The sequence below is a fragment of the Flavobacterium sp. genome, from assembly GCF_035760125.1.
Lineage (GTDB): Bacteria > Bacteroidota > Bacteroidia > Flavobacteriales > Flavobacteriaceae > Flavobacterium.
In genome coordinates this window covers 1-18,560 of the sequence record NZ_DASTTN010000273.1, presented here as the reverse complement: position 1 = coordinate 18,560, position 18,560 = coordinate 1, and the positions used below count along the sequence as shown (strand labels likewise).

Genomic DNA, 18,560 nt, shown 5'->3' with positions numbered 1-18,560 from the left:
GTTTTTATAAACAACGATGCTAACTGTTTTGCACTTGGCGAGAAATATTACGGACAGGTATTAACTTCAAATTCTATGGTTGGTTTAATTACTGGAACGGGTATGGGTGCTGGTCTTGTATTGAATAACAGATTGTATTCCGGACGTAATTGTGCCGCCGGCGAATTGGGCGAATTACCTTATTTGGATCACAATTACGAATACTATTGCGCAGGAGGTTTTTTTGAAGCTACTTGGGGTGTTTCTGCATTCGAAACTTTTCAGAAATGCGAGCAAAATGACCCATCTGCATTAGAAAGAATGATGATTTATGGTAAGCACCTAAGTGAAGCCGTCAAGTTGGTTCTATATGCTTATGATGTGGATACCATCATTATTGGTGGCTCTGTGAGTAAAGCATTTGAATTTTACAGTGATAGTTTATGGGAGAATCTAAGGAAAACGATCACATTCAAAAAACAACTGTTAAGCTTAGTTATTGCACCTTCTGAACTTCAAAACAGTGCTATTCTTGGAGCTGCTTCATTATATTTCGATTCAAATTTGTAGAAGTATGGAGATTCTCCAAGAGCGGATGAATATGCTCAGAGCGTATTTGGAGAGAGAAGAACGGGAAAAATAATAATCAAACTTTAGGATATTATCAAAACTAAATAAATAATTAAAATGAAAAATATCACATTACTATCTGTTATTTTGCTTGGGATCAATGGTTTTTCGCAAAATACAAAGTCCAATACTACCTATTCCAACTCACAGAAATATCAATTAGTCTGGTCAGACGAATTCAACACTGACGGGATGCCGAATGAAAAATTTTGGAATTACCAAACAGGTGGCGATGGCGGGGGCAATAATGAAAAGCAATTTTACACAAAATCCATCGAAAATTCTTTTATTAAAGATGGAAAACTTCATATCGTGGCTCTGAAAAAAAACATGGAAAATTGTAATTATACTTCGGCAAGACTTACCACTTACGAACGTTTTTCTATGAAGTATGGAAAAGTAGAGGTTATGGCAAAACTTCCGGCAGGCAAAGGAAACTGGCCTGCAATATGGATGTTGCCCAATAGTATCCAAGAGAAAGGAAAAGAAAATGAAGATTGGCCTCTTTGTGGCGAAATAGACATTATGGAACATGTGGGCAAAAATCAAGACCAAATACATGTAAGTCTGCATTCTGAATTATATAACCATATAAAAAATACTCAGGTTACTCATTTTGATAAAATTCAAAATACTACCTCAGAATTTCATAAATATGGAATGGAATGGACAGATAAATTTATCAAATTTTATATTGATGATAAATTGTTTTATGAAGCATTTAAAGGAGAAAACGGACATATAAGCACTAATGAAGGATGGCCTTTTGATAAACCGTATTATCTTATTTTGAACCTTGCCATTGGTGGAAATTGGGGTGGAGAGATTGACGATTCAATTTTTCCAAATGATTTTCAAATAGACTATGTTCGGTTATATAAAGCGAAATAGCAATATTTGAAAAAAGTGAGTTTACTGGAATGATGACTATAATAATTTTAACAGAAACGAACGCAAGTATTATTGCTTTCTTGAATGACGCAAGGAACACAATGCTTTTCAACCCTTGCGGAATGCAAATAAAAAGATGAGAATATTACGCACTTTGCAGTAAATAAAAGAGTTAGTTAGAATAATTAAAAAATTAATGAATTAATGAAATAAGAAAATGAAAAAAATAATTGTTCTTTTGGTTGTCCTTTGCTGTTCGCTTATTTATTGCCAAAACCCCGTGATAAAGCAATCTTATTTTAAATTATCAACTTCAAACGGCTTGCTTTCGGCAGTTTACGATTCAAATAAAAATGTGGTGGAATATGTCTATCCTCATATTTTTTTGAATAGGGATTCAGCCGATTTGGTTCGCCCGTTTATTGGAAACATAAAATTGAAAGGCAGTGAAAAACCAAAAAGTGTCATTTATCAAAACAATACGCATGTAATCACTGCAAAATATGATAAGTTCGATGTCAGTTATTTGGCTTCTTTTATAAATCAAAACAAAATATTTTATGTGGTTGCAAAAGGGAAGAAGGAGGATATCGAAAACCTTACGTTTAGTTCAGAAACAGGAGCAGGTTCAATAATTTCAGAAGTTTCACTTTTGCAATATCCTTCCCCAGATCTGAGTGTTCCGCTGGCGGGGGATGTTTTAATGGGCAGTGTGATGCGTCGATATGACAAAACGGCTTATGAAAAATATTTCCTTTTTTCGTTTACTGATAATTTGCATACCGACAAGAACATCGTTTCAAAAGCTATAGCTGATTTGTCAAAAGCTAAAAGTTCGTTGGTAGACGATGAAATTACGTTCATGAAAAACATTTTTAAGAAATGTTTCATCCCTAAAAACATCCCTCAAAATGTTAGAAATACAGTGGAGCAAAATATTTCATATCTGAAAATGGCACAAGTTTCCGATAAAGAAATTATTCTAAATTCACAGGGTCAAATAATTGCAGCTCTTCGTCCTGGTCCATGGAACAGCACTTGGGTAAGAGATGGTAGTTATGCCATTGAGGCGATGACTCACTTGGGGCTTTATGATGAGGCAAAAAAAGGATTGGAGTTTATGTTAAAAGCACACGCCAATAAATATAAGAACTACAAATATACCGATGGAAAAACCTACGGAGTGGGTATGGATTACCAATTGTCTGTTTGTCGATATTTTGGAAATGGGGAAGAAGACAGTACCTTTGGGAATGAAATCGAAAATAGTCCGCTTGGTGCAGGACCAAACATCGAATTTGACAATTTTGGTTTGTTTTTAAATGCTTTTTCCGATTATGTGAAAGTAAGTAATGATGTTGCTTTTTACAAAAAATGGAACGATTTGGTAACCCATAAAATAGCAGACCCAACTGTTTTTTGTATCGATAAAAATTCGTTGATGAAAGAAGATTCTGGACCTTGGGAACATTATCTTCAAAATCCTAAGCAATATGCTTTTACTACTGGTGTTTGTGCAAGAGGATTACAGGAATTCGCCGAATTACAAAAGAAATTTAATTTGCCCTCTAGCAAATATGAGCAAGCTTCCATGGCCTTGAAACAAGGACTTATGACGAATATGCTTTGCGATAACCGATATTTTAAAGGAAATGAAAAAGACCAGAAAACGGATTATGAATACTATGATTCGGGAGCATTCGAAATCTTTGCAAATGGTTTGATTACCGATAAAAAACTTTTTTTATCTCATTTGGAAGAATATGACAAAGTATTGAGAATTCCGGAAAGCAGAGCTGGTTATATTCGTTTGAATACCAACAATCCTTACGAAAATCAGGAATGGGCTTTTATCGATTTGCGTATCTCTCTGGCTCATATTATGTTTGGTCAAAAAGAAAAATCCACCGAAATTTTAAATTATATCAATGAACAAGCCAGTAAAAATAACAATACAATTCCTGAAATGTTCAGTAACAAAACACAAGTTAATAAAGCTACAGACTATTTTAAAACCTTTGATGTTTGGTGTAATTGTATCAGAACCGAGAGCGATATGTACATAGCGACAATTCCAATGGTCGGTTTTGGTGCGGGTACTTATATATTGACTATTCTGGAATATTACAAGGATTCCGAGAAAGATGGCTTAAAACAATAATTGTGAAAATTTGAAAGACTATAGTGATGATTTTGGTAATCTATAAATGTTAAAAAAAAATGAAATTAAGATTTAAAATAGGTATGCTTATTTTGTTTTCGGTGGCTGCAGTTGCACAAAAACAAAAAAAAGTGGTTTTTGTGATAGCTGATGGAATTCCATATGATGTGGTAATTTCTCAGCCAATGAAGAATCTAAAAGACCTCACAAAAACAGGAGTGCTTGTGGAATCGTATGTTGGGGGAGAGAAATTCGGATATTCACAAACACCCACTATTTCAGCTGTAGGCTATAACTCATTACTTACGGGGACTTGGGTAAACAAACATAATGTTTGGGACAACGATATTGTTGATCCTAATTACAATTATGAAACAGTTTTTAAATTATTCAAGACAAAATATCCCAATAAAAAAACAGCTATTTTTTCGACTTGGGAAGATAACCGCACAAAACTTTTGGGAAGTTCAAGCAAGGCAGCCGGAAATTTTATGCCTGACTACTATTATGACGGTTATGAATTAGACACTATTCAGTTTCCTCACGATAAGGACGGACATTTTTATAATAAAATTGATGATTTTGTGGTCGAAAAGGCTTGTTCCAGCATAAAGGAAAATGCACCGGATTTGTCTTGGATTTATCTCGAATACACGGATGAAATGGGCCATCGACATGGCAATAGCCCTGAGTTTTTAAACGCAATGCAAAAACTTGATTTGCAAATTGGAAAATTAAATGAAGCTGTAAAATACCGTGAAAAAAAATTTAATGAGGAGTGGATGGTAATCATTACCACCGATCACGGTAGGGATTGTTCTGGATATAATCACGGAGATCAAACCAATAGGGAGAGAAATACTTGGATTGCGACAAATTATGCGGATTTTAATATGTATGGAAAAACGCAGCAACCGTCTATTGTTGATATAACTCCAACCGTTTTGAGATTTCTGGATACAAAGCTTCCGAATGATCAGCAATTTGAGTTAGACGGAGTGCCTATGATTGGAAAAGTTTCGGCGATAAATGCTTTTGCTAAAGTAGAAAAGAACGAGCTCAAGATTACTTGGTCTCCAATTGATGGAGTCGGGATCGCTAAAATATGGATTGCAACAACCAATAATTTCAAAAATGGACAAAAAGATAATTACCAACTCGTAAAAGAAGTAAAAGTGGATGATTGGCATGCAGACATAGATATTACGAATATGAAATCAGACTTTTATAAAATAGTCATCGAAATGCCTTATAATACTCTAAACAGATGGGTAATTGTAAAATAAGTTGATTTATACATACCATTGTGTCGGTGCTTGTGTCACTATGATTAAATATGGTAAAGCAAAATCAGAAAATCAAAGATTCATTTGCAAACTATGTAGTAGAGCAAGAATAGGAAACGATATTTATAAAAAGCCTATCTGCCTAACATTAATACTGATATTATCGTACTTACCAAAGAAGGAGCCGGCATAAGAAGTACCACAAGGATATTACAAATATCAAGCACTACATTATTAAGAAGAATTGTATCCACAGCAAAAAGCATCAATAAGCCCACTATTCGTGGAGGAAATATTTATGAAGTCGTTGAAATGTGTACTTATATTAGGCATAAGCGAAATTTTATTTGGCTGGTTTAATTATGGGAAAGTTGGTACTGAAAAAAGTAATGAGCTTGTTGGTGGCTACGTAAATTTTAAAATTGACGCAATGATTCATGATGCCAGACTTCAAAAAGGGTTGACACAAGAAGAGCTTGCTAAAAAAAACTGGAACCACAAAATCATATATTTCAAAAATTGAAAACAATGAAAAAGGAGCAAGATTTTTAACACTTCTAAAAGTTCTTGAATTCGGTTTAGGTGGACTTTTGGAATTATCTATCAAGATATAATTGTAACCAAAAGAAGTGATATTAATGAAAACAGTTAGTTAATAACTTCAAATCTTCTAGTAAAAGATTAGAATTTTGCACTATTATATTTGTAAGAAATATTGTTGTTTTTTTGATTGTCATTTTTTTGTTTCAGGCCAACTGTTTAGTTGTGAGTAATTCTAAGCGGATCTTATTTACACAAAAAATAGCTTAATTATTAAACTTGAAAAGGTTGGTCTATTAACTGTATCATCAATTCTAATGAATAGAATTTTTACTGATGAATTGTTGGAATTTGTTTTTGTATTGCTCGGCGACAGTAATCCTCTGTTTGTTGATGATAACTTGGTTTCGTTCAATTTCTTCAATCTTGTCTAAAGCTACAATGAAAGAACGGTGGATTCTCATGAATTTGGATTCGGGTAATTCTTCTTCCAATGATTTTAAACTCATTAAAGTTAGTATGGCTTTGGGCTGATTTACGAGCCATATTTTGATGTAATCTTTCAATCCTTCAAAATACAACACTTCATCAAAATTGATTTTCAATTGTTTGTACTCGGATTTTACAAAAATAAAATCGGCGTTTTTGGGATTTTCAGGAGCTTCTTTTCTTTTCAAAGTAAACCATTCTTTGGCTTTTGCCGCAGCATTATAAAACTCTTCAAAATTGAACGGTTTCATCAAATAATCTAAGGCATCGGCCTTGAAACCATCAAGCGCATATTCACTAAATGCTGTGGTGAAAATGATTTTGGTTTCTTTTGAAATCGTTTTTGAAAGCTCCAGTCCTGATAGTTCGGGCATTTGGATGTCTAAGAAAATCAAATCGATTTTTTCGGTATTTAATAGTTCTAAAGCATCAAAGGCATTACTGCATTTTCCCTTTAATTCAAGAAACGGAGTTTTGGAAACGTAATTTTGAATAAGTTCCAAAGCAAATGGTTCGTCATCTACAATAATACAGCTGATTTTATTTTCTTGCATAGCCATTATTTTTGCGTATTAATTTCTAATTGTGCGGTAAACAGTTCATCGGATTCCTGAATTTTAAAAAGGTGTTTTTCAGGATATAATAATTCCAGTCTTTTTTTAATATTTTTCAGTCCGATGCCAGAACCGCTTTTGTCCAAATCATTTTTTTTGAAATTACTATTTTTGGTTTCAAACCTTATTTTTTGCCCGTCTATTTGCATTGAAAAATAAATATTCGAATACTTAACTGCCGAAACTCCATGTTTGAAAGCATTTTCTATCAATGAAATAAATAAGAGCGGTGCTACTTGCAAATCTTCGGTAAGAACAGGAAAATCAGCTTTGACAATTGTTTTTTCTGATGTTCTCAAATCCATTAATTCAATGTATTGTTTCATGAATTCGATTTCTTTTTTGAGACTCACTTTTTCCACATTGGATTCGTATAAAAGATACCGCATCAAAATACTCAAGCTGTGGATGGTTTCCTTTGCTTTTTCAGGCGAAATGTCAACCAATGAATAAATGTTGTTCAATGAGTTAAAGAAAAAATGAGGCTGCAGTTGGTATTTTAAATGCTGCAATTCTGATTCCAATTGGGTATTCTTTGATTCTTTTTTTTCGGCCTCGGTTTTAACCCAGCGCTCATAGATGCGCAAAGTGATTGAAAAAATAAGCGGAATAATAAGAGAAAGTGTATCAATATAAATAAAGAATCTTTTTGGAGGAAAATCAATTTTTGGTGCATCATTTTGATCTTCCTCCATAAAAAAATCACGAAGCTGAAATTTTAGCCAAATGAAAAAAGCAATTAGCAGCGCATTAATGATGAAATAAAGAATGACTTTTCTTTTGAACAGAAAACCGTCTATTAAAAAGAAATAATTCAGATAAAAAATAACCGCATAAAAAGCCAAGGGAATCCAGGAATGTTCTATTATTTTCTGTAAATCAAAGGATTGTCCTGAGGATAAAAGATAAGGTAGGCTAAATAAAACCGCCCAAACCAAAACGTGTGTAAAGGCTGTGAACAGGCGGTTGTTTTTTATAAAATCATTCATAACGTAAAGCGTTTATTGGGTCTAAAGTGGCAGCTTTTCTGGCTGGATACCACCCGAAAAAGATTCCGGTAATGGCACAGACCGCAAATGATATTAATATGGAAAACAAGGTGACGCTTGTAGGCCAATTTAAAACAGTTGCAATAAAAACAGTCGATACCAAGCCTAAAGTTACTCCAATTATTCCACCTGTAATACTGATAATAATGGCTTCGGTTAAAAATTGCTTCAAAATATCTTTTCCTGTGCCTCCCACCGCCATTCTTAAGCCAATTTCACGGGTTCTTTCCTTTACTGAAACATACATGATATTCATAATTCCAATTCCTCCAATCAAAAGTGAAATTCCTGCAATGGCTACCAAAAGTACTGTCATCATCTCGCTCGTAGAGCTGAACATGGAGATTAACTCTTGTTGCGAAAATACATTAAAATCATCATCAGCGTTTACTAGTTTGTGGTTTTCTCTCAAAATTTTTGAAACCTCCTCGACTGCTTCAGCAGCTTTATCCTCACTTTTTGATGAAGTAGCGATGGATTGCAAATAAGTTATGGCGAGTACTCTTTTTTGAACTGCTGTGTAAGGTGCCAAAATCACATCGTCTTGGTCTTGCCCAAAAGTATTTTCTCCTTTTTCCGAAAGCACACCGATAATTTTAAACGGAATTTTATTGAAACGAATGGTTGCCCCAATAGGGTTTTCATTGGCGGCAAATAAATTTTCCACGATTGTTTTTCCAATAACGGCTACTTTTGCGGAAGCTTTCACGTCTTCATCAGTAAACATTGTACCGTCTTGAACGTCCAAAACTCTTACTTTTAAATAGTCTGGAGCCACGCCATAAATAGATGTCGGCCAGTTTTTGGAACCTTTGATGGCATGACCGTTACCGTTTACCACCGGCGAGGTATTTTCTACCAAAGTTCCGTTTTTTTGAATTGATTCTAGATCTTTGATAGTCAATGTTTGCATGGAACTCACGTCCATTCTAACACCGCCTTGCATCCCCGCTCCAGGGCGAATGGTAATCATATTTGAGCCCATACTGGAAATTTGGGACTTGATGCTTTCTTTGGAACCTTCACCAATGGCAAGCATGGCTATGACCGAAGCAACACCGATAATAATTCCGAGCATCGTCAGGAAAGCACGCATTTTGTTAATCTGAAGCGCTTTGAGTGCTATTTTTAATAAACTTGAAAAATCCATAATTTATGTTTTTTAATGCTGTTAATCGTTGTCATTCTCCATGTTTTCCAATGCTTCAGCAGCATTTAAAATGTTTTCGTTTTTGTAATCCTTGATAATGTGTCCGTCTTTCAGAACAATTGTTCGCCCGCTGAACAAAGCAATATCAGGTTCATGGGTTACAAAGACAATGGTTTTCCCTTCGGCATTTAGTTTCTGGAAAAGCACCATGATTTCATACGAAGTTCGAGTGTCCAAATTCCCTGTGGCTTCATCGGCCAGAATCACAACAGGATCATTTACCAGTGACCTTGCAATGGCGACACGCTGTTGTTGTCCGCCCGAAAGCTGGCTTGGGGTATGGTGTAAACGTCCCGATAGTCCCACAAGATTCAAGGAAGCAATTGCTTTTTCTCGTCTTTCCTGTGCTTGGATTTCTCGATTGTAGAGCAAAGGAAGCTCAGCGTTTTCAATAGCCGTTGTTCTTGGCAGAAGATTATAGGACTGAAAAATAAAACCAATTTTCTCGTTTCTGATTTTAGCCAATTGGTTTTTATCTAAGTTTCGGACAGGAGTTTCGTCAATTTCATAAAGTCCTGAAGATGGCTGGTCAAGGCAACCTAAAATATTTAGCAAAGTTGATTTTCCAGAACCCGAAGAGCCCATGATTGTAACGAATTCTCCTTCTTCGATAGAAAACGAAATCCCTTTAATGGCACGCACAATTTCGTCGCCCATTTTAAATTCTCGTTTTAAATCTTGAATATTTATAATTGTATTTTTCATCGCTTATTTTTTTCCTGGAGGTTTTGGCATAAATGGACTGGAAGAGCTTCCAGATGTTCCTGTTGCTGCCTGTTCATTTTTCAAGACAGTTACCACTTCATTCCCTTTAGTCAAACCACTGATTATTTCATAATTAATTCCATCGTTCTTGCCTATGATAATTTTTTGCTGATGGATTCCGTTGTTGTCTTTTATCCAAATGATTTTAGAGCTTTTATCTTTTGCATGAGCAACAGTTAATATTTGCTTGGTGGCAGTTCCGTTTTTGTTAGTATTGTATTTGGATACTAGGTTCATATCGGGTTCAAAAGCAAATGCTTTTGCTTCCAGAGTTAGGACATCTTTTAATTCCATTGTAAAAATGGATACAGTTGCTGTAAGTCCTGGTTTCAATTTTTCTTCAGGATTATCGGCTTTTATAATCACAGTGTAAGTCACAACATTTGAAGTTACGGTTGAATTCAAACGCACTTGAGTGACCGAACCTGAAAATTCTTCATTAGGGAAAGCATCAACCATAAATGTTACTCTTTGACCTTCTTTTACGCTACCGATGTCAGCCTCATCAACATTGGCTTCGACTTGCATTTGCTTTAAATCTTTTGCAATGGTAAAAAGGGTAGGAGTGCTGTAACTTGCAGCAACTGTTTGTCCTTCGTCAACAGCTTTGGAAAGAACGACACCATCAATAGGCGAATAAATATTAGCATAACCTAAATTTGTTTGGGCTTTTCGTAAGTTCGAATTTTGTTGTTGTGCCGTTCCTTTCGCAGTATTTAAGTTAAAAAGTGCTTCTTGATAATCAGCTTTACTGATGACATTGGCTTTGAAAAGGGAATACTGTCTGTCGTAAATAACTTGCTTGTAATTTTGGTCTTGTAAAGCAACATTATAGGCTGATTTTGCCTGTTGTAGTACTTCAAGCAGGTTTTCTTTGTCTAGTTCAGCAATAAGTTGACCTGCTTTTACGGTAGAATTATAATCCACATAAATTTTTTGAACCACTCCAGAAACTTGTGTTCCAACTTCTACTTGTTTGGTGGCTTCAATAGTTCCTGTTGCAGTAATTACATTGCTGATGTTTCCTTTTTTAACTTGTACCGTTTCAATTTGAAGGACTGCTTCTTTGTTGGTAAAAGCAAAGATGGCTGTGCCAATGGCTATTGCTATAAAAATGGAGGCTAGAATCATTTTTGTTTTTTTATTCATGACTGTTTGATTTAAATTTGAATTTGGTTTCCTTGATAAAATTGAAGCAGCTGATAGTATAATGACAGCGATAATTTTGCTTGTAAATAGGTTTGCTCTGCATTGAGATAGGTGTTTTTACTCACCAGTAAATCAGTTGAACTTAATGCTCCTAATTCTGATTTTTTTAGAGACATGTCATATGCCAATTTGGAGGAATTTTTTAAAGCAATGGCAGCTTCCATTTGGCTTTGACTCGAAATTGCATTTTGCCAAGCGCTTTCAATTTTTAGATACAATTGCTTGTTTTCGGATTGAACTGAAAGTTTTGAGCTTTCAATTTCAATTTTTGCATTTTCAACTTTTGCTTTGTTTTGGTATTTACTAAAAATCGGAATACTTAGCGATAGCCCCATGCTTTGGTAGAAATTACCATCAAATTGATTTAATAAATTATAAGGCTGCGTGTTGGTATATCCCGAATTTAATCCAGCATTTAAACTCAATGTGGGTAAATAGCCTGATTTTGCTTTGGATAATTCCAACTCTTTAATCGAAGTTTGAATGTTGGCACTTTTTATTTCAGGAAGGTTTTCGGAAGCATAACTGTAAACTGCTTTCAATTCGGGAATTTCAAATTGCTCGGTAGTCAATTTTGTTGTTAGAATATCAAAGGAATCTTCAGGATTTAATTCTAATAATTGTTTTAGGGTGATAAGTTGTTGATGGTAGTTGTTTTGTACCGTAATCAGAGTTACTTCGTCATTCTTAAGTTGGGTTTCCAAATTGGCAGCGTCTATTCCAGCAACAGAACCCGCTTTGTATTTGGTATTCATTTGATTCAGCTGTTCTTTGGAAGAAGTAATAATGTTTTTAGAAACTTCAATTCCTTCTTTGTAATAAAGGGCTTGAAGATAGGCTTGTGCCACGCTCAAAAGGACATTGTTTTTTGCTTCGGAAACAAAGAACTCGTTTTGTTTTACTAAAAGTTCGTTCTGCTTAATCGTATTATTAATGTAATTCCCTTTGAACAAAGTCAGCGAGGCATTGACTCCAGCACTTGTTGAATGAACCAATTGGGTAACATAACTGCTTGTAATGGGGTCAATACTGCTCCCGTTATTCATATTTTGCGAGGCATTTGCAGTTATACTTGGCAAGCGCTCATATTTCGATTGTTTGTAATTAATTTCGGCACTGTTCTCAGTAAGCTGCGCTTGTTTTACCGTAATGTTATTTTTGATTGCGTATGAAATGCAATCTTCTAAACTCCATATTTTTGGTTTTTCTTCCTGTGCCGTAACTAGACTTACTTGGAAAAGTATTAGCATTGTTATGATTATTTTTTTCATTTCTTTGAATTTTATAGTCCAAAGGAATGATTAAAGGGAAGGATATAATAATGAAGTAGAAGTCTGCCGTTATTTTGTATACAATGAAGAGGATTTTATCGATGGGAATTTATTGTTTCTCAAAAATAAATGAAGGTTTAGATTTCTGTCGATTAATTGCCAAAAGTATAGCGCAAGGTAATTCCTGAAGTAATATTGGTAAGCGGATATGAAGTAGAAATAACTGGTTTAGAAAAAGAATGATTATAATAGATGATTATAGTTAAGTTTTTGCTTAACGAATAATCGGCTGTGGTGTTCAAAGTCCAAATATTTTGCCCTCCAACCAATTGATTGTTGTCATAATCCAAATATCGTACAATTGTTTGATTGTCTCTCAAGGTCAAATCAGCTTTTATGTTAATGTCACTTTTTATGATCCCAGTTGGATTGTCAGCTAGTTTAGAGGAAAAAATAACATCTTTTATTCGGTATCCAAGACCAACAACATATTCAATTCCGTGTACTTCTGTCAGCAAGTTATTGTCAAAACTCATGGACAAAGTTCTGTCTTTATTGATTTGGGTAACCAATTTAAAGGAGTTTTTTAATTCGAAATCAATTTTCAAAAGAGGATTGAATTGTTCTGCCAAAGCAACATTTGACATTATAGTAGAGTTGTAATAATTTCCGCTATCATCAACTCCATTTGGATTTTTGGCATAATTATAATTGGAACTAAAAGCATTAACAGTATAAGATGCTTGGTAATTATGCTGTAATGAGAAACGTTTGAATGTTTTTTGGAAAAATTTATAGTGCATCAAACCATTGTATTTAATGGCCCAGTTTGGAATTGGAAAACTTCTAAAAATTCCTAACGAAACATTTTCAGCGTCGCTACCGGTATAAGCTGCCAGAAATGAAGCCAATAAAACGGCTTGATTAGAACTGCCATATCCAATTGGAAATCCGTCGGTGCCAATATTGCTGGGATTATTCAGATTAATTCCTCTTCGAGTGGCAAGTCTATTGGCAACTGTTAATCGATTCTTTCTGAAATCATCAAAAGCTGTAGAGCTGTTTTCATCACTCGTTAAAAAAGCTGTTTTTATTAATACCGTTGAGATTGAAAAAGCACCCGAAGTATAAGGAGATCTAGAATTGTAATGTCCATTGCTAACATCATATTGCTCCGAAAAATTTTCTGAATAGCTTCTATTGGCTAAGAAATCAATTTTAAAATCGGGAGCCAGTTCAACATTTGCAGAGCCTTTAAAGATTTGATTATTTACTGTTGAATAATTTTGATTAAACTCTTGATAATTGGTTAGCCAGCCTTTTTTGGCAGCTTCGTCGCGAATATCACTTTGGCTTCCAAAAACAAATCCTAATGTTGGTTTTGAAAGTCCAAAGAATCCTACAGTAGGTAGATAACCGGGCAAAATTGTTCCGTTGTTTTCTGTAAAATTTAGATTAATGCTTTTAATACTCGTTAATACTCCATAAAGACTTTCAATAAATAGGCTCCTATTATCTTTTTTGGGTATATCAGCTTTAATTACTTTTTCTCCTGCTTTAGGTGTGATTGGTTTTTTAGCGATGCTTGCATTCTTCGTGCTTTTTGTAATTCCAATATATTTATAAAAGGATTCCATATTAAATGAGGCATTCAAATTGATAGTATTTGCATTTTGAACAGTATTCCCTAGATTATAAGTAGTACCGTCAACTTCTATTTTGGTTAAGGCTTCGGAAGATCGTTGCCAATTGTAATCTCCAGTGTACGTCAAATTGGCTTTTGCAAAACTAAACACAGGAATTTTGGATAAGGGAATTTCGTAATTTAAAACAAGCTGTTGAGTGTGCTTATTAGGTTCTCCAACGTTCCAATAATTATCCGAAATTTTGAAACTATCAATGGGTTCACCATTCTTGTCCAGATAGTTTTTTACAATATTACTAGAAGAAGCTGTATAATTTAGCTTCAATGATTTTGTCAAATTAAAATTAAAACCATATTGATAATTGAATTCAAAATTTCTGCTATACAATGGGTCTAAACCAATTCCTTCTACATCAACTTGTCTATATTGCTGCCGATTGTATTGTCTAAGGATATTGGTATTGAATGTAATATTAGATGGTAAATAATTAAAATTAAAATCACTCAATAGTTTCCAGTAACTATTTTTTTTCATGAATTTAGTTTTCTTAAAAGGTTCAATATTTTTAGGTTGTGTGCTAAAGTCATAATTTAAAGCAGTGCTGCTTCTCTGGTCTATATAGCTTTCTCTTTCATAATTGTGGCGCAAAACTTCATTGTACGATTGAGAAAATGAAAAGTTTTCTATATCATAAATATGTGCTTTTTGCTCTGCACTTCTTTCTTTTCGAATTCCTATAAAGTTGATACTGGTGTTTTTGGTATAATCAATAGCCCTGTTTTTGATGTTTGCCCTTTCTTGCTCATTTTCCGCTGTATCCAACATCGTTTGAAGTGTAATGTCTGGATTTTCAGGGTCGTATTTTGGTGTGATAAACTCTTCGCCCGTGGAGTAATTAAAGGGTAAGTTGACTCCCCATTTTTTTGGCAATATTTTTCCAAAATTAACATTGGTAACAACATTATATTGTTGAACATCTTCTTGACTTCTTTCACTGGAACTTTGTTCTAATGTTCCAAAACCGATTGTATTCATTTTTCCAGTTGCCGAGACGGTAGCAAAATCGGCTAAATTGGAATCGACAGTGACCACTGCCGCCATGCCTCCAGTATTATCCATTTCTGCCAAACGCAATTCATCGAACCAAACTTCACCTTTTATATCTTGGTGAGGGTCATTGTTTTTTAGCCCCACCATTAACGTTCGGACGGAACCCAAATTAGGATTTCCTTTTACCCCCAATCTTAATTTATTTACTTTGTCTTTCAAAGAAGAATCTAATTTTTCATCATCTTCACTTAAATAGTAAATTCCGCCAGCAGGCAAGTCACTGGAATCTATTTTTTTGTACAGCGTTTTCAGTTTAGACAATAATGCTAATGACAAATCGATTTGGTTCTCTTCTGGCCATACAACTTCTGCACTCAGAGGGGAACAGTTTGAAGAGAGTGTAACTTTTAGAGGGATTTCTATCTGATAAAAATTTTCAGTGTAATCATTTCCCAAACGAATAAATCCAATCATTTGATTGTCGGTAAGCGGTATTTCATTGGTCAGCGATTCTGCGTGCAAAAACATTTTCAGCTTTTTATATTGGCGCATATCAATACTGATGCTTTTATAAATCGCTCTTGAATCTTCCGGTTCCAAACCTTTTCCCGAAACGTTTAATCCTAATGATTGCTCGTTTTGTGATATCACGGTATTGCCACTATAGGATTGTTCTCTTTCTACACCTGGCGGAAGTATGTAGTTCACAGGGCATTTTCCGTCGTTTTCCTCGATATTTACCGCTAATACATTCAAATCGGTATTGTCATCTGATATGTTTGTGTCATTATAATCCAAAGAATTTGTATATCTTCTCCATTCTCCTCTTTCTAAATCTAAAGAACCAAAACGAAGGGTTACAGGTTCACTAAAACCGGTCATGAACATACGCATAAAACGAATTGAGGTAAAATCATAAATGCTTCCGATAGTGTTTTCGGGTTGAGCAATAGGAATCTTAAACTGAATCCATCTTGCTTCGGTTGTGTTTCCATTTGGTAATGTTACCTGAGTGTTCCTTATATCGGTAATATAATTTTGTCCAATTTCCATATTTGGTTTCATATCAACGCTATATTCATAATAGGCATTGATAGTATTCATGGTGTAATCACTATTAATATCTTCTGTATTTGGAAGGGTAGAAGAACCTCTATTGGCATCATCTGCACTGACAGCTGAGTTTCCATCAGTTCCATTGTATTTTTTATATCTTTCTAAAATATCTCCCGAAGTATTCAAATAAAAAGTATAATCATCTGCTGCTGGATCGGTTTCTGAAGCATAATTAGTATAAATCTGCGCTTCTTGATTGTTTTTCAAACCATCTAAACCAATATCTTGATTGGTACGATTTTCAGAATCTGTATCAAAGGCATACGTTAAGGATTGTGATGCGGGAACATCTCCCCAGATTCCTTGAGGTGTTACTACCAGTTGGTCTGTGCCAAGTCCGTTTTCGTATTGTTTTCGTCCGTCTTTAAGAACGTCTTCTGAAATTTCTCCTAAATTGAAATAGATTTTACCCGAATTATCCTGACTTGCCTTGCTATTTCCTACATAAGGGTCTAAAACCCAAAACTGGATATATTCTACGTTTCCCTGTTCAAAATTTGTTGAATTTAACGATCGCATTATTCCTCCAAAATTTTCTCTTGGAGCAACTGCAAAACCGGAATCATTATTATAAGAACCTCTTTCGGAAGGGTAATAACTCAAATCAAGAGTGCTAACAACAAGAGTTTGTCCATCTGCGGTATCTGTATTTGGATATAATTCTTCTTTGTAAATTCTTCTTGTGGAGTTCAATGATAGATCATCATTTGAAATTCCAGAAGGTTTTGAAGTATAAAAAACGGGATCAATCGTGTACCAAGATAACTTCGCTCTTTTGAAACCATAACTCAAATCATTGGTACTTTCGTTAAAATTATAAGTGCTTACTGAATTATTGGCAGGAGTTGACGATAAGCTCCACGAAGACGGAGCACTCAAATCAGTAGTAGATTGTGAACTTTCAAAATCGTCTACATAAGCTGTGGATTCTCCCTCAAAATCACTTGCTTTTGCAGTGTTTGGCTTTAAAAAAGCAACTTCTCCTTTTACCGAAATGTTGGAAGGGACATCTGTATTTATATTGGGTAATTTATTAATCAATCGAGTCAAAAAAGGAACTTCGTTTGAAAAATTGGTATTCAATCCAAAAATAGTATTATCAACCGATTCTTGGCCATAGCTGGATTTTTGGGTATAAGGTTTCTCAGTATATTTTAAATAAGTTGCTCCAATTGTAAAATTATCCGATATTTTATGGTCAATATTTAAGCCGACAAAACTTTTGGTTTGCTGACCAAAAGTAGAATTGTTTTCTAATGTGACTGTAATAGCTGCGTTCGAAGCTAGAAGTGATGCGTCTAGTATATGTACTTTTCCTAATTGATAATCTACACTATAATCAATTCCTTCGACTAGAGTTCTTCCTTCTGCAGTAACAATAACAGATCCTTTGGCCACATTTGTAGATCCTATGGAAATGCCATCTGATCCAGTAGATTTGTATTTACCTTTTAATAAATATTTATTTTTATCACTATCTAATAATGCTCCTGTTTGAGTATTACTATACAGACTTCGAAAAACATATTTTTTTTGATTAGCATTGTATGTAGAAGTATCATTATAATCTTCTCCTGTAGCATTTGATAATTTTTTGAAAATGAGTTCACCAAAAGGCTCTTTGGTAGTGAAAATTATTCGTCCATTTTGTGCATCTATTGTTAACCCTGATACAAAATCAAAGTAACCATCTCCATCAGTTTGAGGATCATTATTAGAATTCAGTCTGTCTAAATTAAAAACTTTAAGTAAGGGAGTTTCAGCAACTTTATTTTCTGTAGTTGGGTTTGGAGGGAATGAAGTTACTGGAGTGATATAATTTAGTGGAGATGGATCATTATAAAGGATATTAAATTTAAAATCTTCTTGTTTCACTTGATACGCACTGGGTATTTGATAAATATTTTTCATCATCAAATTCCAAACGGGATTTTTTAGATTGACCAAACTGCTTTTTAGCATTTTCAAGACTAAACTTTGTGTTGAAACTGTTTCTGAATTGGTAACGACAGTTGATTCCACACCATCACTTGCAAATTCTCCAACTTGGTACACATCGTCACATATAGTGTATTGATAGGCGACAGCAAGAACTTCGTCATTTGCCAGTTTTTGTTGAAGCGAAATATACCCCAATTGTTTATTCAATGTATACTCAGTGGAACTTAATTTTCTGGCATTTTCCAATTTTGAATAATCTTGTCCCTCTCTGACTGCAATATTAAAACCAGAATTTGAAGTAGCTATTTCACGTATTTTACTGTTCAATAACCCAGTTCCCGATTTTATTTCTGCTGGATCGTAATCGTTATTTGAATTATCAGTTGGGGAATTGGCTGGATTATTAAACATGCCCGTTGATGGATCCAAAACCACTACTTGATTGTCAGCAAGCCCCGTTAATTGTGCTTCTCCTAAATCTTGAAGCGCAATAATATTTCTTAAATTGTTAGCTGTAGTACTTACCCGATTTTGTTTGTTGGTTACCCAAACCTCTATTCTGGAAATTTGTATTCTACTGTCTATTAATGGATAATTTTTGAGGGTTGCATCATATTTATTTCTAAAATATTGGGATAAAAAAAAGTGTCTGTTGTTGTCGTATTCAAGTGCATACAAACTAAATTCCTGAACTGCTCCACCGCCTTCCGCAG

13 protein-coding genes are annotated in these 18,560 nt (G+C 34.5%); 6 read left to right on the top strand and 7 right to left on the bottom strand.

Translation table 11 applies throughout. The features are described from left to right. From VFS71_RS09875 to VFS71_RS09850, 6 genes are all read left to right on the top strand, one after another. Positions 1-549 (top strand): ROK family protein (locus tag VFS71_RS09875; RefSeq protein ID WP_326401022.1); only part of this gene is annotated, 549 nt, incomplete at its 5' end. Positions 550-666: 117 nt separating this feature from the next. Then, on the top strand, positions 667-1,500 hold the full coding sequence (locus VFS71_RS09870) for a glycoside hydrolase family 16 protein (RefSeq protein ID WP_326401021.1): 834 nt from the start codon (positions 667-669) through the stop codon (positions 1,498-1,500). Positions 1,501-1,717: 217 nt separating this feature from the next. Beyond that, positions 1,718-3,661, top strand: coding sequence for a glycoside hydrolase family 15 protein (locus VFS71_RS09865; RefSeq protein ID WP_326401020.1), 1,944 nt, complete (start codon positions 1,718-1,720; stop codon positions 3,659-3,661). Between the two features lie 59 nt (positions 3,662-3,720). Continuing rightward, a complete protein-coding gene (locus VFS71_RS09860) occupies positions 3,721-4,947 on the top strand; it encodes an alkaline phosphatase family protein (RefSeq protein ID WP_326401019.1) in 1,227 nt (408 codons plus the stop codon). A gap of 244 nt (positions 4,948-5,191) precedes the next feature. After that, positions 5,192-5,470, top strand: coding sequence for a hypothetical protein (locus tag VFS71_RS09855; RefSeq protein ID WP_326401024.1), 279 nt, complete (start codon positions 5,192-5,194; stop codon positions 5,468-5,470). Further along, entirely contained in the window at positions 5,424-5,561 is a 138-nt protein-coding gene (locus VFS71_RS09850) for a helix-turn-helix domain-containing protein (protein ID WP_326401017.1), read from the top strand. The genes VFS71_RS09855 and VFS71_RS09850 overlap by 47 nt, the downstream gene beginning before the upstream one ends. A gap of 240 nt (positions 5,562-5,801) precedes the next feature. On the opposite strand, the gene VFS71_RS09845 is transcribed toward VFS71_RS09850, so the two are convergent. From VFS71_RS09845 to sprA, 7 genes are all read right to left on the bottom strand, one after another. Continuing rightward, positions 5,802-6,530, bottom strand: a complete 729-nt coding sequence (locus tag VFS71_RS09845) for a LytTR family DNA-binding domain-containing protein (RefSeq protein WP_326401016.1) — start codon at positions 6,528-6,530, stop codon at positions 5,802-5,804. Positions 6,531-6,535: 5 nt separating this feature from the next. Further along, positions 6,536-7,579, bottom strand: a complete 1,044-nt coding sequence (locus VFS71_RS09840; protein WP_326401015.1) for a sensor histidine kinase — start codon at positions 7,577-7,579, stop codon at positions 6,536-6,538. After that, positions 7,572-8,789: an ABC transporter permease gene (locus VFS71_RS09835; protein ID WP_326401014.1), complete on the bottom strand. Its 1,218-nt coding sequence runs from the start codon at positions 8,787-8,789 to the stop codon at positions 7,572-7,574. Before VFS71_RS09835 ends, VFS71_RS09840 begins: the two co-directional genes overlap by 8 nt. Positions 8,790-8,810: 21 nt before the next feature. Continuing rightward, entirely contained in the window at positions 8,811-9,554 is a 744-nt protein-coding gene (locus tag VFS71_RS09830) for an ABC transporter ATP-binding protein (RefSeq protein ID WP_326401013.1), read from the bottom strand. 3 nt (positions 9,555-9,557) lie between these two features. Next, positions 9,558-10,763 (bottom strand): efflux RND transporter periplasmic adaptor subunit, encoded by a 1,206-nt coding sequence (locus tag VFS71_RS09825; protein WP_326401012.1) that lies wholly within the window; start codon positions 10,761-10,763, stop codon positions 9,558-9,560. Positions 10,764-10,774: 11 nt separating this feature from the next. Next, positions 10,775-12,094, bottom strand: a complete 1,320-nt coding sequence (locus tag VFS71_RS09820) for a TolC family protein (protein ID WP_326401011.1) — start codon at positions 12,092-12,094, stop codon at positions 10,775-10,777. A 152-nt stretch (positions 12,095-12,246) separates the two neighbouring features. Then, positions 12,247-18,560 (bottom strand): cell surface protein SprA (gene sprA / locus VFS71_RS09815; RefSeq protein WP_326401010.1); only part of this gene is annotated, 6,314 nt, incomplete at its 5' end.